The sequence below is a fragment of the Nocardioides sp. NPDC054178 genome, assembly GCF_055585005.1.
On the sequence record NZ_JBVJKY010000011.1, the window covers coordinates 158,219 to 179,200 of the forward strand.

The window sequence follows — 20,982 nt, forward strand, 5'->3', positions numbered from 1 at the left end:
GCGTCGCCATGGTTGCGACGCTGACCGGCGTGGCCAGCCACGACATCGTGAAGCAGGGCATCCGTGCCCTGGTGAATCTCGACCACCGCGGCGCCGCCGGTGCCGAGACCAACTCTGGCGACGGCGCCGGGATCCTGCTGCAGGTCCCCGACGCGTTCCTGCGGGAGGTCGTCGACTTCGACCTTCCGGCCGAGCGTGCCTACGCCGTCGGCACCGCCTTCATCCCCGGCGACGCCGACCAGGTCGAGCGCACCGTGAAGATGGTCGAGGAGATCGCGACCGAGGAGGGCCTCGAGGTCCTCGGGTGGCGTGACGTACCGGTCAACCCCGACTCCCTCGGCGCCACCGCCAAGGCGGTCATGCCGACCTTCCGTCAGCTCTTCGTCGCCGGCGCCAAGCAGCGGGTCACGGGCCTGGCCCTGGAGCGGCTCTCCTTCTGCCTGCGCAAGCGCGCGGAGAAGGAGACCGACGTCTACTTCCCGTCGCTGTCGAGCCGCACCATCGTCTACAAGGGCATGCTGACCACGCCCCAGCTGGCCGAGGTGTTCCCCGACCTGGTCGACGAGCGGGTCGCTTCCGCGATCGCCGTGGTCCACAGCCGGTTCTCGACCAACACCTTCCCGAGCTGGCCGCTGAGCCACCCGTTCCGGTTCATCGCCCACAACGGCGAGATCAACACCGTCATGGGCAACCGCAACTGGATGAAGGCGCGCGAGTCGCTGCTCGAGTCCGAGCTCATCCCCGGCGACCTCGAGCGGCTCTACCCGATCTGCACCGAGGGTGCCTCCGACTCGGCCTCCTTCGACGAGGTCCTCGAGCTGCTCCACCTGGCCGGCCGCAGCCTGCCGCACGCCATGCTGATGATGATCCCGGAGGCGTGGGAGAAGCACGAGGAGATGGACCCCGCCCGCAAGGCGTTCTACGAGTTCCACTCCTCGCTGATGGAGCCCTGGGACGGTCCCGCGAGCGTCGTGTTCACCGACGGCACCCAGATCGGCGCGGTCCTCGACCGCAACGGCCTGCGTCCCTCCCGCTACTGGGTCACCGAGGACGGCCTGGTCGTGCTCGGCTCCGAGGCCGGCGTGCTCGACGACATCGACCCCGCCACCGTGGTCCGCAAGGGCCGCGTCCAGCCGGGCAAGATGTTCCTCGTCGACACCGCGGAGCACCGCATCATCGAGGACGACGAGATCAAGTCCGAGCTCGCCGCCGAGCACCCCTACGACGAGTGGCTCCACGCCGGTCTCGTACGCCTCGAGGACATCCCCGAGCGTGAGCACATCGTGCACACCCACGCGAGCGTGACCCGCCGCCAGCAGGTCTTCGGCTACACCGAGGAGGAGCTCCGCATCCTGCTCGCGCCGATGGCCAACACCGGTGCCGAGCCGATCGGCTCGATGGGCACCGACAGCCCGATCGCGGCGCTGAGCGACAAGCCGCGGATGCTGTTCGACTACTTCGCCCAGCTCTTCGCGCAGGTCACCAACCCGCCGCTGGACGCGATCCGCGAGGAGCTCGTCACCAGCCTCAACGGCACCATCGGCGCCGAGTCCAACCTGCTCAACCCGGGCCCGGCCTCCTGTCGTCAGATCGTGCTGCCGTTCCCGGTGATCTCCAACGACGACCTGGCCAAGATCCGTCACATCAACCGTGACGGCGACATGCCGGGCTTCCAGGTCCACATCGTCCGCGGCCTCTACGAGGTCGACGGCGGCGCGGAGGCCCTCCGCACCCGCCTGGACGAGATCGCCGCCGAGGTCTCCCAGGCGATCGAGGACGGCGCGCGCATCATCGTCCTCTCCGACCGCCACTCCACCCAGGAGATGGCGCCGATCCCGTCGCTGCTCCTCACCGGCGCCGTCCACCACCACCTGGTCCGTGAGCGCACCCGCTCGCAGGTCGGCCTGCTGATCGAGGCCGGAGACGTACGCGAGGTCCACCACGTCGCCCTGCTGATCGGCTACGGCGCCGCCGCGGTCAACCCCTACCTGGCGGTCGAGTCCGTCGAGGACCTCGCCTACGAGGGCTACTACGTGAAGGCCGATGCCGAGAAGGCGATGGCCAACACGATCAAGGCGCTCGGCAAGGGTGTCCTCAAGGTGATGTCGAAGATCGGCGTCTCCACGGTCGCCTCCTACACCGGCGCCCAGATCTTCGAGGCCGTCGGCCTGTCGAGGGAGGTCGTGGACCGCTACTTCACCGGCACCACCTCCAAGCTCGGCGGCATCGGCCTCGACGTGATCGCCGAGGAGGTCGCCAAGCGGCACGCCACCGCCTACCCGCGCGACGGCGTCGCCAACGCCCACCGCGCGCTGCCCATCGGCGGCGAGTACCAGTGGCGTCGCGAGGGCGAGCCGCACCTGTTCGACCCGGAGACCGTCTTCCGGCTCCAGCACGCCACCCGCAGTGGCCGCTACGACGTCTTCAAGCAGTACACCGACCGCGTCAACGAGCAGTCCGAGCGACTGATGACGCTGCGCGGGCTCTTCAAGCTCAAGAGCGCCGAGGAGCTGGGCCGCCAGAAGATCTCGATCGACGAGGTCGAGCCCGTCGAGGCGATCGTCAAGCGCTTCTCGACCGGCGCGATGTCGTACGGCTCGATCTCCAAGGAGGCTCACGAGACGCTCGCCGTCGCGATGAACATCCTCGGCGGCAAGTCCAACACCGGCGAGGGCGGCGAGGACCCGGATCGTCTCTACGACCCCAAGCGCCGCTCCTCGATCAAGCAGGTGGCCTCCGGTCGCTTCGGTGTCACCAGCGAGTACCTCACCAACGCCGACGACATCCAGATCAAGATGGCCCAGGGCGCCAAGCCCGGCGAGGGCGGCCAGCTGCCCGGCCACAAGGTCTACCCGTGGGTGGCCAAGACGCGTCACTCGACGCCGGGTGTGGGTCTCATCTCCCCGCCGCCGCACCACGACATCTACTCCATCGAGGACCTGGCTCAGCTGATCCACGACCTCAAGAACGCCAACCCGAGCGCTCGCGTCCACGTGAAGCTCGTGGCCGAGGTCGGCGTCGGCACCGTCGCCGCGGGTGTCTCCAAGGCACACGCCGACGTGGTCCTGATCTCCGGTCACGACGGCGGCACGGGTGCGTCCCCGCTGACGAGCCTCAAGCACGCCGGCGGTCCCTGGGAGCTCGGCCTCGCCGAGGCGCAGCAGACGCTGCTCCTCAACGGCCTGCGCGACCGGATCGTGGTGCAGACCGACGGTCAGCTCAAGACCGGCCGGGACGTGGTCATCGCCGCGCTCCTCGGTGCCGAGGAGTTCGGCTTCGCCACCGCGCCGCTGGTCGTCTCCGGCTGCGTGATGATGCGGGTCTGCCACCTCGACACCTGCCCGGTCGGCGTCGCCACCCAGAACCCGGTCCTGCGCGAGCGGTTCACCGGCAAGGCGGAGTACGTCGTCAACTTCATGCGCTACATCGCCGAGGAGGTCCGCGAGCTCCTCGCCGAGCTCGGCTTCCGCAGCATCGACGAGGCCGTCGGCCATGCCGAGGCGCTCGACGCGCGCGACGCGATCGACCACTGGAAGGCCTCCGGGCTCGACCTGTCGCCGATCTTCACCCGCGTGGAGTCGCCGCAGCAGTTCTCCGATCAGGCCCTCTACAACACCAAGGGCCAGGACCACGGTCTGGAGAAGTCCCTCGACATCAACGAGCTGCTGCCGCTCGCGGCCCCGGCCCTCGAGCGCGGCGAGCCTGTCCGCGCCCAGCTGCCGATCCGCAACGTCAACCGCACCGTCGGCACGATCCTCGGTCACGAGATCACCAAGCGCTACCGAGGCGCGGGCCTGCCCGAGGGCACGATCGACATCACCTTCACCGGTTCGGCGGGCCAGTCCTTCGGCGCGTTCATCCCCAGCGGTCTGACGCTGCGCCTGGAGGGCGACGCCAACGACTACGTCGGCAAGGGCCTCTCCGGCGGCCGGGTGGTCATCCGCCCGGAGCGTACGGCCGGGTTCCGGGCCGAGGACCACATCATCGCCGGCAACACGCTGGCCTACGGCGCCACCAGCGGGCGGATCCACATCCGCGGTGGCGTGGGGGAGCGGGCCGCGGTCCGCAACTCCGGTGCCAGCATCGTCACCGAAGGTGTCGGCGACCACGGCTGCGAGTACATGACCGGTGGTCGTGTCGTCGTGCTCGGCCCGACCGGGCGCAACTTCGCAGCCGGCATGTCCGGCGGCATCGCCTGGGTCCTCGACTTCGAGCAGCAGCGGCTCAACGGCGAGCTGGTCGAGGCCACCGGCGTCGAGGAGAAGTACGCCGCCGAGCTCGAGCAGCTCGTCCGCGACCACCTCGAGGAGACCGGCTCGGCCGTCGCCGAGGCGCTCCTGGCCGACTGGCCGAACTCATCGACCCGCTTCACGCAGGTCATGCCCAGTGACTACAAGCGCGTGCTCGAAGCCCAGGAGGAGGCCCTCGAGGAGGGTCTCGACGAGGACGAGGCAGCGCAGCGAATTATGGAGGTCCTCCATGGCTGACCCGAAGGGTTTTCTGAAGAACGGGCGTGAGGTCGCGACCCGGCGTCCCGTCGACGAGCGGGTCAAGGACTGGCACGAGGTCTACCCGGGCAAGATCGGCAAGACCCTGCTGCCGATCATCAACACCCAGGCCTCGCGCTGCATGGACTGCGGCATCCCGTTCTGCCACCAGGGCTGCCCGCTCGGCAACATCATCCCCGAGTGGAACGACCTGGTCTGGCGCAACGACTGGGAGGGCGCCTCGGAGCGTCTGCACGCGACCAACAACTTCCCCGAGTTCACCGGTCGTCTCTGCCCGGCTCCGTGCGAGTCGGCCTGCGTGCTGGGCATCAACCAGCCCGCGGTGACCATCAAGAACATCGAGGTCGCGATCATCGACAAGGCCTGGGACGCGGGCCACGTCAAGCCGCAGCCGCCCGAGTGGCTCTCCGGCAAGGCGGTCGCCGTGATCGGCTCCGGCCCCGCGGGGCTGGCCGCCGCCCAGCAGCTCACTCGCTCGGGCCACACCGTGGCCGTCTACGAGCGGGCCGACAAGATCGGCGGGCTGCTGCGCTACGGCATCCCGGAGTTCAAGATGGAGAAGTCGCAGGTCGACCAGCGCCTGGCGCAGATGCGCCGTGAGGGCACGGTCTTCCGGCCGGGCGTCGACGTCGGCACCGACATCACCGGCGCGCAGCTGCGCGACCGCTACGACGCGATCGTGCTGGCCAACGGCTCGACCGTCGGCCGCGACCTGCCGGTCCCCGGGCGTGAGCTCGCCGGCATCCACCAGGCGATGGAGTACCTGCCGCAGTCCAACCGGGCCTCGCTCGGTGAGGCGGTCCCCGACCAGATCCTGGCCGAGGGCAAGCACGTGGTCATCATCGGTGGCGGTGACACCGGCGCCGACTGCCTCGGCACCGCGATCCGCCAGGGTGCGGAGTCGATCACTCAGCTGGAGATCATGCCGCGTCCGCCGGAGGAGCGCCCCGAGGGGCAGCCGTGGCCGACGTACCCGATGACCTACCGGGTCGCCTCCGCGCACGAGGAGGGTGGCGAGCGCGTCTACGCGGTCTCCACCAAGGAGTTCCTCGGCACCGAGGACGGCCGCGTACGCGCCCTGAAGCTCGTCGAGGTCGAGTTCATCGACGGCAAGCTGACCGAGAAGGAGGGGACCGAGAAGGAGATCCCCGCCGACCTGGTGCTGCTGGCGATGGGCTTCACCGGCCCGGAGAAGGACGGTCTCCTCACCCAGCTGGGTGTGGAGTACGACGCTCGCGGCAACGTCGCCCGCGACGACTCCTTCGCCACCTCCGTCCCCGGCGTCTACGTCGCCGGTGACGCGGGTCGCGGACAGTCGCTGATCGTGTGGGCGATCGCCGAGGGCCGCGCCGCCGCGGCCGCCGTCGACACCTACCTGACCGGCTCGACCAACCTGCCCGCGCCGATCCGTCCGACGGACCGGCAGCTGATGGTCTGAGACCCACAGGCTGAGGCACAACGGCGTGCCGACCACTGGCCCGGCACCTCCCGACGGAGGTGTCGGGCCAGTCGGGTCTCAGCCATCGGATCGGACGATCCGACAGAGTTCGTACACACTTGCGGCGACGAGTTTGTGGCACCTGTGCCTTGCCCGGCCGGGCGGTGAGCCGCTAGCCGACGGCGCCCTCGGGCCGGGCCCAGCGTGGCGGGACGACATCTGGCGCGCACCGGGGCGAGAACCTTGGGTGAACGGCCTGATCAGGACATGGTCCGGGTGCTGGTTTGAACGATCCAGAGGGGTAGTCTGGGCTCCCGTGAGAAGAGCGAAGATCGTCTGCACCCTGGGACCCGCCGTCGGGACGGAGCGTCGCATCCGCGAGCTCGTCTACGCAGGCATGGACGTGGCCCGGATGAACATGAGCCACGGGTCCCACGACGACCACTCCAGCAACTACGCGCTGGTGCGGGAGGCGGCCTCCGCGAGCGGGCACAGCGTCGGCATCTTCGCCGACCTGCAGGGCCCCAAGATCCGGCTGGAGCGGTTCAAGGAGGGCTCCGCGACGCTGCGCCGCGGCCAGGCCTGGACGATCACCACGCGCGACGTGCAGGGTGACGACGAGATCTGCGGGACGACGTACAAGGGGCTGCCCGGTGACGTGAAGGTCGGGGACCCGATCCTGATCGACGACGGCAAGCTGCGCCTGCGGGTCACCGCGGTCGACGACACCGACGTCCACACCGAGGTGCTGGTCGGCGGGCCGGTCTCCAACAACAAGGGCATCAACCTGCCCGGCGTCGCCGTCTCCGTGCCGGCCCTGTCCGAGAAGGACGAGGAGGACCTCCGGTTCGCGCTCAAGCTCGGCGTCGACATGATCGCGCTCAGCTTCGTGCGCAACGCGAAGGACTACGAGGACGTCCGCAAGATCATGGACGAGGAGGGACGGGTCGTCCCGGTCATCGCCAAGATCGAGAAGCCGCAGGCGATCGACAACCTCGACGAGGTCATCGCCGCGTTCGACATGTTCATGGTGGCCCGTGGCGACCTCGGCGTGGAGTGCCCGCTCGAGGAGGTGCCGTTCCTGCAGAAGCGGATCATCGAGCTGGCCCGCCTCAACGCCAAGCCGGTCATCGTCGCCACCCAGATGCTCGACTCGATGATCTCCAACCCGGCTCCCACCCGCGCCGAGGCCAACGACGTCGCCAACGCCGTCCTCGACGGCGCCGACGCGGTGATGCTCTCGGCCGAGACGAGCGTGGGGGAGTATCCGATCCACACCGTCGAGACCATGGCCCGCATCATCGCCGCCACCGAGCGCCACGCCCTCTCCCGGGACGGCTCCGCCGCGGCCGAGCTCAGCCGCATCGACTGGGACCCGCACACCCGCTCCGGCGTCATCGCAAAGGCGGCCGCCGAGGTCGCCGACCGCGTCGGTGCGAAATACCTGGTCGCCTTCACCACCTCGGGTGACTCCGCCCGCCGCCTCTCCCGGCTTCGCGGCGCCATCCCGTTGCTCGCCTTCACCCCCTCCGATGCCGTACGCAGCCAGCTCGCGCTCAGCTGGGGCACCGAGACCTTCCGCACCGACGAGGTCGAGCACACCGACGAGATGGTCCGCCAGGTCGACGAGAACCTGCTCAAGCTCGGCCGGGTCGAGGAGGGCGAGCTCGTCGTCATCATCGCCGGCTCGCCTCCCGGCATCCCCGGCTCCACCAACGCCCTGCGCATCCACCGCATCGGCGACGCGATCAACGAGGTCGCGCCGGCGTACGAGCGCAAGGGCTAGCTCTTCGGGCCGATCAGTGCGTCGAGCGCCGCGACCGCCTCGCGGCGCGAGACGCTGATCGTCTTCCAGGAGGACTGGCGCCACGGGATCCCGACCAGGTCGAGCGCCCAGGTGCACAGGTCGCGGATGTCGTCGGAATGATTGACGAACTGCCAGCGGCCGTACTCGTAGCGCTTCTTCTCTCCTGCGACGACTCGGGTCGCCCAGTTGTTCACCCGACACCCGTCCGAGTGGAACAGTCCGCGTAGGAACGGCCCGGGGTGAGCGGTCACGATCTCCTCCTGCCAGTCCTCCAGGGCGATCGTGCGCTCATGCTTGCGGCCGGGGCCGAGCTGAGGAAACAGACAGGGGAGGTGTTTCCACGAGATCGTGGTGATCACAGCTCCCGGGACCAGGCGAGTATGTGGACGACCGCCAGGTTTGAGCCGAGCCATCAGTGCGCTGAGGCGCTGATTGATGTCCGGGTACTTCCGGTCGTTGACGATGTGCAGGTTGAACACGCCGCGGCGGCCCTCGCTGACGTGTCCGTCCCCGAGATACCAGCCAAGAATCTCGGCGTAAGCCTCGTCGTCGAGGTCGGCACCGTCGCATCGCGGGCACGGCGGCGCGAGGTGGGTCTGGCCCCGGACGACCCCACGACGTTGGTAGAGCCTTCGCCATCGACGGATCGTCTTGATCGCAACGCCGTGCTTCGCCGCGTTGTCCGCGTCGCGCATCCCGTCGTCAGAGCAGCGTAATGCGCTGTCGACGACGGACTGGGGGCGGACGTGTGGCATATGGTCATCATGCGTGTGACCACCGACAATCTCGTGGTGCCGGATGTGGGATTCGAACCCACAAGCCCTTTCGGGCAGCGGTGTTTGAGACCGCCGCGTATGCCGTTCCGCCAATCCGGCTGGATCGGAAGAAAATCTACCGGACCGTGGGCGGAATCACTGCACCGGGACGTACCGCTGATGGCCTAGTCTGTGCTCGTGACGGAGAGCAACCCCAGCAGCACCCCGGAGAGCCAGGCGCGGCGTACCGTCGTCATCGCGGAGGACGAGGTCCTGATCAGGATGGACCTCAAGGAGATGCTCACCGAGGAGGGTTACGACGTCGTCGGTGAGGCGGGCGACGGCAAGGCGGCGATCGAGCTCGCCACCGAGCACAGACCCGACCTGGTGATCCTCGACGTGAAGATGCCGGTGCTCGACGGGATCGCGGCGGCGGAGGCGATCGCGCGCGACCGGATCGCTCCGGTCGTGATGCTGACCGCTTTCTCGCAGCGCGACCTGGTGGAGCGGGCTCGCGACGCCGGCGCGATGGCCTACCTCGTCAAGCCGTTCAACATCACCGACCTGGTGCCCGCGATCGAGCTGGCGGTGAGCCGCTTCCAGGAGCTCGCCCAGCTCGAGCGGGAGGTCGCCGGTCTGACCGACCGGCTGGAGACCCGCAAGGCGGTCGACCGAGCCAAGGGGATCCTGCAGGAGGGTCTCACCCTGAGCGAGCCCGAGGCTTTTCGGTGGATCCAGAAGACCGCGATGGACCTGCGGCTCTCGATGCGCCAGGTCGCCGAGGGCGTCATCGAGCACGGCGTCAGCGGCCCACGTACCTGAATCCGTGTAAACGGCACGTCACAGATCGGTTGCGGTCTCTGATGAGGGCCAACCTGTGGCTTGTTCGTGGGCGACGTCGGCCTAGACTGCCCGCGCGGATCCGGCCGACCAGCGTATTCAGCTGGTGTCAGGATCCGTCTTTAGGACACACAGGCAGGAGTACCCACGTGCGCAAGCGGCTCTACAGAGTCCTCACAGCGCTCATCGGTGCGCTGATGGTGCTGTTGGTAGGGGGCCCGGGTGCCGCACAGGCAACCGAGACCCCACCGCCGGACGCCACCGCGATCCAGGTGACGCTTCAGGACGAGGCCAACAAGGATGCCCAAGGCAATCCGAAACCGATCCCGGGAGTGACCCTCGAGGTCAGCAAGGACGGCGAGAAGGCCGGTGAGGGCGTCACCGACGACAAGGGTGTGGCAACCATCGTCGTCGAGGAGCTCGGCAAGTACACCGTGACCCTCGACGAGAAGACCCTCCCGGAGGGGACGGTCCTCGACGAGAACACCAAGGACGAGGTCACCGTCCAGGTACGTTTCCAGGGGCCCAACAACCGGGCGATCTTTCCGATCGGGGTCACCGCCGGTGAGCAGTCGAACTTCGGCAAGGACCTCGCCCAGAACCTGCGCGCGGGCATCGTGTTCGCCCTGGTCCTGTGCCTGGCCGCCCTCGGGTTCTCGCTGATCTTCGGCACGACCGGCCTGTCCAACTTCGCCCACGGCGAGATGCTCACCTTCGGTGCGCTGATGGCCTGGACCTTCGACCAGATCTTCAGGACCGGTGGCCTGACCACGATCTCGGTGATCCTGGCGGGCACCATCGGCGTCCTCCTCGGTGGCGTCGGCGGTTACGTGCAGGACAAGGTGCTGTGGGGCCCGCTGCGCCGGCGTGGCACCGGCCTGATCGCGATGATGATCGTCTCGATCGGCCTGGCGATCTTCCTGCGCTACCTCTTCCAGTACTTCTACGGCTCCTCGACGCGGTCGCTGTCGCAGTACAACGGCCAGCAGCGTGAGCGGCACTGGTACTACCTCGGTCTCTCGCTCGCCGACCGTGAGGCGATCATCGTGCTGATCGCGATCATCACGATCACCGCGGTGTGCCTGTGGCTGGCCAAGAGCCGGATGGGCAAGGCGATGCGTGCGGTCTCGGACAACCCCGCGCTGGCCGCCTCCTCGGGCCTGCGGGTCGACGGCATCATCACCAACGCATGGGTGATCGGTGGCGCCCTGACCGCCATGTCCGGTGTCCTCTACGCGATGCAGCTGCAGGTCAACGCCTTCATGGGTATGCGCATCCTGCTGGTCATCTTCGCTGCGGTCACCCTCGGTGGCCTCGGCACGATCTGGGGCGCGCTGGTCGGCTCCATGGTGATCGGACTGGTCTATGAGCTCGGGCCGCTGTTCGGTGTGCCCACCTCGATCAAGGAAGTCGGCCCGCTGCTGATCATGATCGTGATCCTGCTGGTGCGGCCCCAGGGCATCCTGGGTCGTAAAGAGCGGCTCGGGTAGGAGAGACAATGGATATTCTCGAGATTCTCCGGGCGGGGCTCCAGCAGGCGCTGGGCCCGCAGGCGATCGTCTTCGCCCTGGCCGCCATCGGCCTCAACATCCACTTCGGCTACACCGGGCTGCTCAACTTCGGTCAGGCCGGGTTCGTCGCGGTGGGCGCCTACGGTCTGGCCGTCTCCGTGGTCACCTTCGGGGCGCCGTTCTGGATCGGCATCATCATGGCGATCGTGGCGCCGCTGGTGCTCGCCGTGATCCTGGGCGTGCCGACCCTGCGTCTACGCGCCGACTATCTGGCGATCGTCACCATCGCCGCGGCCGAGGTGCTGCGGTTCGTCTTCGGTGCGGTGGAGACCAAGGAGACCTTCGGTGGCTCCAACGGTCTCAACGGCTACGCCAAGCCGTTCCAGGAGGCCAACCCCTACAGCAGCGGCATCGATCTGGGCATCATCTCCTTCGGGCGCAACGACCTGTGGTCGCTGACCGTCGGCTGGGCCCTGGTCGCGGTGTGCTGCGTACTGGTGTGGGCGCTCATGCGCAGCCCGTGGGGCCGTGTGCTCCGCTCGATCCGTGAGGACGAGGACGCGGTCCGCTCGCTGGGCAAGAACGTGTTCGCGTACAAGATGCAGGCCCTCGCGATCGGTGGCGTCATCGGTGGCCTGGGCGGCATGTTCCTCGCGCTCAAGCAGGCCTCGGTCGTGCCGAGCGACTACTCCACGTTGATGACCTTCTACGCCTTCGCCGCGCTGCTGCTCGGTGGTGCGGCCCGGGTGATGGGCCCGGTCATCGGCTCGGTCCTGTTCTGGTTCCTGATCGCGGCGCTGGGCTCGTTCTTCAGCCAGTCCGCGGGTAAGGGCGGATGGATCCCGACGGTGATCATGACCGACACCCAGGCCAGTGTGATCCGCTACATCATGCTGGGGCTGGCCATCATGCTGCTGATGATCTTCCGTCCCCAGGGGATCATCGGCGACCGTAGGGAGATCGCGATCGATGGACGCTGACATGACTGACCAGACGAGCAACGAGACGAGCGACGAGACGACCACCGCAGCGAGCAAGACCGGTCCTGCCGGCCTCGCCGGGGTGAGCACGGAGCCGGGCAGCAAGAAGCCCGACCCGATCATCGTCGCCGACGACATCACGCGAATGTTCGGCGGGCTCACGGCCGTCGACGTCGACCACGTCGAGATCCAGCGGGGTGCGATCACCGCGCTGATCGGTCCCAACGGAGCCGGGAAGACGACGTTCTTCAACCTGCTGACCGGTTTCGACCAGCCCAACAGCGGCTCGTGGAGCCTGGAGGGCAGGTCGCTCAAGGGCGTCGCCCCCTACAAGGTCGCCCGCCTCGGGATGGTGCGCACCTTCCAGCTCACCAAGGTGCTGGCCAAGCTCACCGTCATCGAGAACATGCGCCTGGGTGCCACGGGGCAGAAGGGCGAGCGGTTCTGGGCCGCGCCGTTCAAGTTCCTGTGGGGCAAGCAGGAGGACGACGTCACCAAGAAGGCCGACGACCTGCTCGGCCGGTTCATGCTCGACAAGAAGCGCGAGGACTTCGCCGGGTCGCTCTCCGGCGGCCAGCGCAAGCTGCTCGAGATGGCCCGCGCGCTCATGGTCGACCCCGAGGTGGTCATGCTCGACGAGCCGATGGCGGGGGTGAACCCGGCCCTGAAGCAGTCGCTGCTCGGCCACGTGAAGTCGCTGCGCGACGAGGGCCGTACGGTCCTCTTCGTCGAGCACGACATGGACATGGTCCGCGACATCTCCGACTGGGTCATCGTGATGGCCCAGGGGAAGATCGTCGCCGAGGGCACCCCGGAGTCGGTCATGGCCGACCAGCGTGTCATCGACGCCTATCTCGGCGCCCACCACGACACCGACCTGAGCGAGCTCGACGAAGAGGTGCTCGAGGCAGAGGTCGAGGCCGAGCTCGAGGCCGACACCGCCCAAGAGGAGGACTCGAAGTGACTTCCACCGATGCGGAGAAGTTCCGCGAGAAGCACCTGAGCGAGGCCGAGGGCGCGGTGCTCCGCGCCGACGGGCTCATCGCGGGCTACCTTCCCGGGGTCAACATCCTCAACGACACCGACCTCTACTGCCAGCCCGGCGAGCTGGTCGGCATCATCGGCCCGAACGGCGCCGGCAAGTCGACGCTGCTCAAGGCGCTGTTCGGCCTGGTGAAGATCCACGAGGGCTCGGTGACGCTGGAGGGTGAGGACATCACCGGCAAGCGTGCCGACGAGCTGGTCAGCAGGGGGATCGGGTTCGTCCCGCAGACGAACAACGTCTTCCCGAGCCTGACCATCGAGGAGAACCTCGAGATGGGCTGCTACCAGGCCCCGAAGAAGTTCGCCGAGCGGTTCGACTTCGTCACCGGGATCTTCCCGGCCCTCGGTGAGCGGCGCAAGCAGCGTGCCGGCGGGCTCTCCGGTGGAGAGCGTCAGATGGTCGCGATGGGGCGGGCGCTGATGATGGAGCCGTCGGTACTGCTGCTTGACGAGCCCTCCGCGGGACTCTCGCCGGTCATGCAGGACGAGGTCTTCGTCCAGACCCGCAAGATCAACAAGGCCGGTGTCTCGGTCGTGATGGTCGAGCAGAACGCCCGCCGCTGCCTGCAGATCTGCGACCGCGGCTACGTGCTCGACCAGGGCCGCAACGCCTACACGGGTGCGGGGCGCGAGCTCGCCGACGACCCGAAGGTCATCGAGCTCTACCTCGGCACCCTGGGTGCCAAGGAGGACTGAGGACCGCAGGCGTACGTCCCGTAGAACGGCCAGGGCCCCGGAGCAGATGCTCCGGGGCCCTGGCCGTTCGTGCTCAGGCGACGGTGTGCGAGCGTCGCTGGGAGCGCCGGGCGGCGAGCAGCTCACCGACGGCGCTGGACTGCTTCGGGCTGCGCTGCAGGCGGGCGTGGTGGGGCAGGGCCCGGCCCAGGACGTTGAGGCGGGAGCGTACGACCGCGGTCGGGGCCACGCGCATGACGGCCTGGGCGCCGAGGCCGATCCGGGCGAGGAATCGGTTGCCGTCACGGCCACCGGCGGAGGCCGCGGCCGCGATCGTCCTGATCCCGCGCTCCTCGGCGAAGGCGACGGCCGACTCCATCAGCATCCGGCCCACGCCACGGCGGCGGAAGCTGGGAACGACGTGGGGCGCGAAGATCTGCACCGTCGGCTCCAGGTTGAGCGGGCCGAAGGTCGTCACGCGCACATAGACCGCCCCGACGGGCTCGCTGCCGCACTCGGCCACCAGGAGGCGCTGGTCGGGGGAGGCGTCGGCGGCGCCGATGATCGTCTCCAGGTCGCCCAGCTGCTCCTCGGAGTCCGCCATCCGCAACGAGTCCTGCCAGATGCCGAGAAGGAAGAGCGCGTCGTCGGCTCGTGCCTCTCGCATCGTCACCGGCACCCTGCTCATCGAGTCCGTCCTCCAAGGGTGCCGTACCTACAGATCATCACAATTCCTCCACGATCGTGGCTGTTCCAGAGCGGAATCGGGTTTCCCGAGTGATCATGGGTCACCTCGGCCCCGATGATACGGAGCCGATCATGGCGGCAACCCAGGCAATGATGCCATGGGGGAGATGTAACGGATTGGTGAAAAGACAGGTCCCTCGGGTGATTCACCCTCCGAGCGTCTCTAATGTGTCTCCGCAAGGTCCGACGTGAGCCGGGCCAGCCCATACGAAAGAGGGACTAAGCAGTGAACTCATCATCCTCTACCTGGATGAAGCTGACCGCAGGCGCCGGCGCCTTGGCGCTCAGCTTCACCCTCGCCGCCTGCGGCGGCGAGACCGCTTCCGAGGAGCCGGAGAAGAAGGCCGCCGCCAAGGGCGATGGCACTCTCACCATCGGGCAGCTTCTCCCGCAGACCGGCAGCCTCGCGTTCCTCGGCCCGCCCGAGTTCGCCGGTTCCGACCTGGCGATCCAGGACATCAACGCCGCCGGTGGTGTGCTCGGCAAGGACGTCGTGTCCGTCGTGGCCGACTCCGGTGACACCACGTCCGCGATCGCTCCCACCGAGGCCGACAAGCTGATCGACGCCAAGTCCGACGTCATCGTCGGCACCGCGTCCTCGGGCGTGTCGATGACCGTGATCGACAAGATCATGTCGTCGGGCACCGTGATGTTCTCCCCGGCCAACACCTCGACCGAGTTCGACGAGGGCGACTTCTCGAAGCCCGACCTCTACTTCCGCACGGCTCCGTCCGACATCCTGCAGGGCGCCGTCATGGCCAACCTGCTGCTCGAGGACAAGCGCACCAACGTGGCGATCCTGGCCCGCCAGGACGCCTACGGCGAGACGCTCGCCGAGGAGGTCAAGGCCAACCTCGAGGGTGCCGGCTCCAAGGTCGCCACCACGGCGTTCTACTCCGAGGACGCCACCTCGTTCGACGCCCAGATCAACGAGGTCGCCGGCTCGGGTGCCGACGCGGTCGTCGTGATCGCCTTCGAGGAGACCAAGAAGCTCATCCCGCAGCTCATCGCCGCGGGTGCCGGTCCGGCCAAGCTGCCGACGTACTTCGTCGACGGCAACCTGTCGGACTACTCCAAGGACTTCACCAAGGGTGAGCTCAAGGGTGTCAAGGGCACCCTCCCGGGCGCCGAGACCGCCGGTGACTTCAAGGAGCAGCTGCTGAAGGTCAACCCGAAGCTGGCCGACTACTCCTACGCGGGCGAGTCCTACGACGCCACCATCGTCTCCGCGCTCGCGGCCGTCCAGGCCGACAGCGACGCCGGTGAGGCGATCGCCAAGGAGATCGTCGACATCACCACCGGTGGTGAGAAGTGCGAGACGTACGCCGACTGCGTCAAGCTCATCGAGGACGGCAAGGACATCGACTACGACGGCAAGTCCGGTCCGATCGAGCTCGGCGAGACCGGTAGCCCGACGGCCGCGTCCATCGGTATCTACCAGTACAACGACAAGGCGACCTACGCCCCGGTCAAGTACATCGCTGGGGAAGTCTGATCGACCCAGTGAAGGGCCCCGGAACCATGCTGGTTCCGGGGCCCTTCGGCGTACGTCCCTACTGCCCGACGCGCTCTGCATCGATGAGCGCGCAGGTGATCCGCGAGGTGCAGACCCGCTTGCCGCGCTCGTCGGTGATCACGACCTCGTAGGCAGCCGAGGTGCGACCGAGGTGGATCGCCGTCGCGGTGCCGGTGACGATGCCCGAGGTCGCCGAGCGGTGGTGGGTGGCGTTGATGTCGACGCCGACCGCGAGCTTGCCCAGGGACGCGGCGTGCATCCCGGACCCGGTCGAGCCGAGCGTCTCGGCGAGCGCGACGGAGGCGCCGCCGTGGAGCAGGCCGTAGGGCTGCGTGTTGCCCTCCACCGGCATGGTGCCGACGACCTTCTCGGCCGAGATCTCCAGGATCTTGACGCCCATCTTGTCGTTGAGGCCTCCCATGCCGTGGGGGAGTGAGGCGAAGAAGGCTTCGCCCGCTGTCTGGTCGGCGGTTGATGCATCGGTCATAAATGCATGGTCGCACGCGCCGGTTGAACCGGTTGTCGGTGGTCGTGGATAGAGTCGGACCGTGGCTGACGTGACGCGTGACCGACTGCTCCTTCTCGATGGGCACTCGCTGGCCTACCGGGCCTTCTTCGCCCTGCCGGTGGAGAACTTCTCGACCGTCACGGGGCAGAACACCAATGCCGTCTACGGCTTCACCTCGATGCTGGTCAACGTGCTGCGCGACGAGACCCCGACCCACGTCGCGGTCGCCTTCGACCTCTCGCGCCAGACGTTCCGGCTGGAGGAATACTCCGAGTACAAGGCCAAGCGCAACAAGACCCCCGACGAGTTCAAGTCCCAGCTGCCGCTGATCCAGCGACTGCTCGATGCGCTGCACATCCGCCATCTGTCCCTCGCGGGCTATGAGGCCGACGACATCATCGCGACCCTGGTGACCCAGGGGCTGGAGGCCGGGATGGAGGTGCTGATCCTCACCGGTGACCGCGACTCGCTGCAGCTGGTCACCGAGTCCTCGACCGTGCTCTATCCGATGCGTGGTGTCTCCGACCTCGCGCGGATGACGCCGGAGGCCGTCGAGGCGAAGTACGGGGTCCCGCCGCACCGCTATCCAGAGATCGCCGCGCTGGTGGGGGAGGACTCCGACAACCTGCCGGGCATCCCGGGCGTCGGCCCGAAGACCGCCGCGAAGTGGATCAACACCTACGACGGCCTCGACAACGTCATCACCCACGCCGACCAGATCAAGGGCAAGGCCGGCGACAACCTGCGCGCCCACCTCGGCGACGTGATGCGCAACCGGCGGCTCAACGCCCTGGTGCGAGACCTGACCCTGGAGGTCGGTCCGGCCGACCTGGGGCGGGTCGAGTGGGACCGGGCGGCCGCGCTGGAGCTCCTCGACGAGCTCGAGTTCCGTGGCGAGATCCGCACCCGGATCACCGACGTGCTCGCTCCCGAGGACGACGTCCCGGTCGACGAGAGCGGGTTCGCGCTGGAGGGGGAGACAATGGCCCCCGGTGCTCTGGGGGCATTCCTCGAGGAGCTGGGCGCCACCCCCGTCGGGGTGCATGTGCGGGGGACCTGGGGCTCCGGCACCGGCCGCGTGGACGGGTTCGGCTTCGCGACGCAGGAGCGGGCTGCGTACGTCGGGGTGGAGGAGCTGACGCCGGAGGACGAGGCTGCCCTGGCCGGCTGGCTCGCGGATCCCTCGAGGCCGAAGATCATGCACGACGCCAAGGGACCCGAGCTGGCGATCGACGCCCATGGCTGGTCCCTGGGCGGGCTGGTCACCGACACGGCGCTGTCGGCCTACATCGTGGCGCCCGACCAGCGCTCCTACGACCTCGCGGACCTGACGCTGCGCTACCTCAAGCGTGAGCTCAAGCAGGAGGACGACGGCGGTCAGGAGTCGCTCTTCGGCGATGACGAGGTCGGTGGCGACGGCGTGGCCAGGACCTCGATGCTCTACGCCCGGGCGGTGATCGACCTCGCCGTCGAGCTCGACTCGGCGGTCGAGGCCGCCGGCGGGCACCGGCTGCTCTCCGAGGTGGAGCTGCCGCTGCTGCATCTGCTGGCGCGGATGGAGAAGACCGGCATCGCGGTCGACACCGAGCACCTCGACGCCCTGGAGCGGCACTTCGCCGGTCAGATGAAGCAGGCGGCCGACGAGGCCTACGGCGTGATCGGGAAGGAGATCAACCTCGGCTCTCCCAAGCAGCTGCAGGTGGTCCTCTTCGACGAGCTCGACATGCCGAAGACGAAGCGCACCAAGACCGGCTGGACCACCGACGCCGACGCGCTGCAGCAGCTCTACGTGAAGACCGAGCACCCGTTCCTGCTCGCCCTGCTGCGCCACCGCGACGTCACCCGGCTGCGGGTCACCATCGAGGGCCTGCTGAAGACCGTGCAGGACGACGGCCGGATCCACACCACGTTCAACCAGACCATCGCGGCCACCGGGCGGCTCTCCTCGACCGAGCCCAACCTGCAGAACATCCCGGTGCGCACCGAGGAGGGCCGCGGGATCCGCAAGGGCTTCGTGGTGGGCGCCGGGTTCGAGTCCCTGATGACCGCCGACTATTCGCAGATCGAGATGCGGATCATGGCCCATCTGTCCGAGGACGCCTTGCTGATCGAGGCGTTCCGCTCGGGCCGTGACTTCCACTCGATCACCGCCGCGCGGGTCTTCGGCGTGGATCCCGACGCGGTCTCCGTCGAGCAGCGGGCCAAGATCAAGGCGATGAACTACGGCCTCGCCTACGGCTTGTCGGCCTTCGGCCTCTCCCAGCAGCTCGGCATCGAGCCGAGCGAGGCGCGTGGGCTGATGGAGGAATACTTCGAGACCTTCGGCGGCATCCGCGACTACCTGCGCAGCCTGGTCGAGGAGGCCCGGCGCACCGGTTACACCGAGACCATCATGGGCCGTCGCCGCTACCTGCCCGACCTGCTCTCGGACAACCGTCAGCGGCGCGAGACCGCCGAGCGGATGGCGCTCAACGCCCCCATCCAGGGCTCGGCCGCCGACCTGATCAAGGTCGCCATGCTGCGGGTCCAGGCCGCCATCGACGAGGCCGGCCTCACCTCCCGGATGCTCCTCCAGGTCCACGACGAGCTCGTCTTCGAGGTCGCCCCGGGGGAGCGCGAGGCGCTGGAAGGGCTCGTACGCGAGCAGATGGGCTCCGCCGCAGACCTCAACGTCCCGCTCGACGTCTCCGTCGGCACCGGCCTGTCCTGGCACGAAGCCGCCCACTGATCGCCGAGGCGTCACCCCGGTCGGTCGAGGTGTCACCGCGGTCGGTCGAGGCGTCACCTACGTCGGCCGAGGTGGCAGCTGAATAGATCTCGGCCGACGCCGCTGACGTCTCGGCCGACGCCGCTGACGTCTCGGCCGGCGCGGCTGACGTCTGGGCCGGCGCGGGTGACGTCTGGGCTGACGCGGGTGACGTCTCGGCCGGCGGGGGTGACGTCTCGGCTGGGATCAGGGGCGGTGAGCGGTCTGGTTGAGTCGCCAGAAGGTGACCGCGAGGAGGACGGCGGCGAGGGCGGCGTCGACGCTGAGCACGGCCCAGACGAGGCCTTCGACGGTGGTCTGCATCGCGCCGAGGGCGAGGGCGGCGGCGACGGCGATCCAGAGAAGGAACGCCGAGAGCTGGCTGCGCCGGGCCAGGACAGAGTAGACGAGCAGCTGGAGCACGGACAGCACCATGCCGAGGATCGCGAAGACCCAGAGCAGACCCTCGATCTCGGCGTAGTCGGGGCCACCGATGAAGATCATCGCGAGCCACGACAACAGCCACGAGCCGGCGATCGCGCACGCGCCGAGCCCGCCGACGAGCGCCAGCGACTTGACCAGCGCGGAGCGGCGGCTGGCCTCGGCCGACATCGACGGGAAGGCGATGATCACCACGAACTGCGGGAGGAACAGCACCGCCTTGGTGAGGATCAGTCCACCGGCGTACAGGCCGGAGACGTGGTCGGAGAGCACGTTGCGCGCGATCAGGATGTCGACGTTGGAAAGCGCGAAGAAGCCCAGCAGCGCGAAGGAGCCCTGGAGCATCTCGACGACGACGGGCTTCACCGGCCCGGGCTTCGCATCCGTATCGGCGCGACGCCGCAGGATCCACCATCCGACGATCGCCGGCGCGAACTGGGCCAGAGCGACACCGGCCATGGCGGCGCCCTCGGTGGGGCGGACCCACATCGCGGCGGTGGTGACGATGACCCGAGGGATGCCGAGGGCCAGGTAGACCATGGAGAGGCCGAGCCAACGCCGCTCGCCCTGCAGCACTCCGGCCTGACCACCCATGATCGTCAGCGGTACGGCACACACCGCGACCAGCAGTGCCGGGTAGATCGAGTCCAGCCGCAGCACCCGCCACACCAGCGGTGAGGCGGCGAGCATGACGATGCCGACGACGATGGCTGCCCGATAGGTCGCTCGCAGCACGGTCCGCTCGATCGCGCGCTCTTGGCCGGGCGTCTCGGTCACCCGCCGCGACGCCGTCGCCTGCATGCCGAGCTGGACCACGCCGACCACGAGGAGCAGCGACATCATCGACGCGACCCCGCCGTACTGTCCGGGGCCGAGGATCCGGGCGGCGATGATCTGGAAACCGTAGGTCGCGATGTTGGTGACCATGATGCAGACAGCGAGGAAGCTGCTGCTGCGGATGAGCGCGGACAGCCTGCGCCGGCGGGCGCTGGTCGGGCTGGCGGTCATCGTGGGCACTTGGAAAGCCTAGGGTGCGGCAGGTCACATGCCTGCACCGGCATCCGCCCAGGATCGGAACTCGATCGCTACAACTGACGTCCCGACCGACGCGAGTGACGCCTCGACCGACGCGCGTGCCGTCTCGACCGACGCGCGTGCCGTCTCGACCGACGCGCGTGCCGTCTCGACCGACGCGCGTGCCGTCTCGACCGACGCGCGTGCCGTCTCGACCGACGCGCGTGCCGTCTCGACCGACGCGCGTGCCGTCTCGACCGACGCGCGTGCCGTCTCGACCGACGCGCGTGCCGTCTCGACCGACGCGCGTGCCGTCTCGACCGACGCGCGTGCCGTCTCGACCGACGCGCGTGCCGTCTCGACCGACGCGCGTGCCGTCTCGACCGACGCGCGTGCCGTCTCGACCGACGCGCGTGCCGTCTCGACCGACGCGCGTGCCGTCTCGACCGACG

The 20,982-nt window shown here is 68.5% G+C and carries 15 protein-coding genes and 1 tRNA gene; 11 read left to right on the top strand and 5 right to left on the bottom strand.

All coding sequences use genetic code 11. The annotated features are described in order from the left end of the window. The first annotated feature begins 8 nt into the window (after positions 1-8). The 3 genes from gltB to pyk all read left to right on the top strand — a co-directional run bounded on the left by gltB (position 9) and on the right by pyk (position 7,732). The gene (gene gltB, locus ACZ6WN_RS29080; protein ID WP_465869760.1) at positions 9-4,487 is read left to right on the top strand and encodes a glutamate synthase large subunit; all 4,479 of its coding nucleotides are present in this window, start codon (positions 9-11) and stop codon (positions 4,485-4,487) included. After that, a complete protein-coding gene (locus ACZ6WN_RS29085) occupies positions 4,480-5,946 on the top strand; it encodes a glutamate synthase subunit beta (RefSeq protein ID WP_357337208.1) in 1,467 nt (488 codons plus the stop codon). The genes gltB and ACZ6WN_RS29085 overlap by 8 nt, the downstream gene beginning before the upstream one ends. Positions 5,947-6,262: 316 nt before the next feature. Next, positions 6,263-7,732 carry a pyruvate kinase gene (gene pyk / locus ACZ6WN_RS29090; RefSeq protein WP_465869742.1) on the top strand — a complete coding sequence of 490 codons (1,470 nt, stop codon included), beginning with the start codon at positions 6,263-6,265 and terminating at the stop codon, positions 7,730-7,732. Here the strand turns inward: pyk and ACZ6WN_RS29095 are convergent. Continuing rightward, positions 7,729-8,508 carry a transcriptional regulator gene (locus ACZ6WN_RS29095; protein WP_465869743.1) on the bottom strand — a complete coding sequence of 260 codons (780 nt, stop codon included), beginning with the start codon at positions 8,506-8,508 and terminating at the stop codon, positions 7,729-7,731. The genes pyk and ACZ6WN_RS29095 overlap by 4 nt on opposite strands. 34 nt (positions 8,509-8,542) lie before the next feature. Further along, positions 8,543-8,628, bottom strand: a tRNA-Leu gene (locus tag ACZ6WN_RS29100). 72 nt (positions 8,629-8,700) lie between these two features. On the opposite strand from ACZ6WN_RS29100, the gene ACZ6WN_RS29105 reads away from it, so the two are divergent. The 5 genes from ACZ6WN_RS29105 to ACZ6WN_RS29125 all read left to right on the top strand — a co-directional run bounded on the left by ACZ6WN_RS29105 (position 8,701) and on the right by ACZ6WN_RS29125 (position 13,579). Then, the gene (locus ACZ6WN_RS29105; protein ID WP_357337205.1) at positions 8,701-9,330 is read left to right on the top strand and encodes an ANTAR domain-containing response regulator; all 630 of its coding nucleotides are present in this window, start codon (positions 8,701-8,703) and stop codon (positions 9,328-9,330) included. Between the two features lie 167 nt (positions 9,331-9,497). Next, positions 9,498-10,838, top strand: coding sequence for an ABC transporter permease subunit (locus ACZ6WN_RS29110; RefSeq protein WP_465869744.1), 1,341 nt, complete (start codon positions 9,498-9,500; stop codon positions 10,836-10,838). Between the two features lie 8 nt (positions 10,839-10,846). Then, positions 10,847-11,839: a branched-chain amino acid ABC transporter permease gene (locus ACZ6WN_RS29115; RefSeq protein WP_465869745.1), complete on the top strand. Its 993-nt coding sequence runs from the start codon at positions 10,847-10,849 to the stop codon at positions 11,837-11,839. A gap of 1 nt (position 11,840) precedes the next feature. Then, a complete protein-coding gene (locus tag ACZ6WN_RS29120; RefSeq protein WP_465869746.1) occupies positions 11,841-12,803 on the top strand; it encodes an ABC transporter ATP-binding protein in 963 nt (320 codons plus the stop codon). Next, positions 12,800-13,579: an ABC transporter ATP-binding protein gene (locus ACZ6WN_RS29125; RefSeq protein WP_465869747.1), complete on the top strand. Its 780-nt coding sequence runs from the start codon at positions 12,800-12,802 to the stop codon at positions 13,577-13,579. The genes ACZ6WN_RS29120 and ACZ6WN_RS29125 overlap by 4 nt, the downstream gene beginning before the upstream one ends. A gap of 73 nt (positions 13,580-13,652) precedes the next feature. Here ACZ6WN_RS29125 and ACZ6WN_RS29130 read toward each other — a convergent pair whose 3' ends face one another. Continuing rightward, positions 13,653-14,246, bottom strand: coding sequence for a GNAT family N-acetyltransferase (locus ACZ6WN_RS29130; RefSeq protein ID WP_465869748.1), 594 nt, complete (start codon positions 14,244-14,246; stop codon positions 13,653-13,655). Between the two features lie 309 nt (positions 14,247-14,555). Between ACZ6WN_RS29130 and ACZ6WN_RS29135 the strand changes: the two genes are divergently transcribed. After that, entirely contained in the window at positions 14,556-15,800 is a 1,245-nt protein-coding gene (locus tag ACZ6WN_RS29135) for an ABC transporter substrate-binding protein (protein ID WP_465869749.1), read from the top strand. 58 nt (positions 15,801-15,858) lie between these two features. On the opposite strand, the gene ACZ6WN_RS29140 is transcribed toward ACZ6WN_RS29135, so the two are convergent. Then, positions 15,859-16,308 (bottom strand): hotdog fold thioesterase, encoded by a 450-nt coding sequence (locus ACZ6WN_RS29140; RefSeq protein ID WP_465869750.1) that lies wholly within the window; start codon positions 16,306-16,308, stop codon positions 15,859-15,861. Positions 16,309-16,369: 61 nt separating this feature from the next. On the opposite strand from ACZ6WN_RS29140, the gene polA reads away from it, so the two are divergent. Continuing rightward, positions 16,370-19,057 (top strand): DNA polymerase I, encoded by a 2,688-nt coding sequence (polA, locus tag ACZ6WN_RS29145; RefSeq protein ID WP_465869751.1) that lies wholly within the window; start codon positions 16,370-16,372, stop codon positions 19,055-19,057. Between the two features lie 225 nt (positions 19,058-19,282). Here the strand turns inward: polA and ACZ6WN_RS29150 are convergent, their stop codons facing one another. Beyond that, positions 19,283-20,524 (bottom strand): lipopolysaccharide biosynthesis protein, encoded by a 1,242-nt coding sequence (locus ACZ6WN_RS29150; RefSeq protein ID WP_465869761.1) that lies wholly within the window; start codon positions 20,522-20,524, stop codon positions 19,283-19,285. 37 nt (positions 20,525-20,561) lie between these two features. Between ACZ6WN_RS29150 and ACZ6WN_RS29155 the strand changes: the two genes are divergently transcribed. After that, positions 20,562-20,982, top strand: a 421-nt coding sequence (locus ACZ6WN_RS29155) for a hypothetical protein (protein WP_465869752.1), incomplete at its 3' end; no start/stop codon positions are given.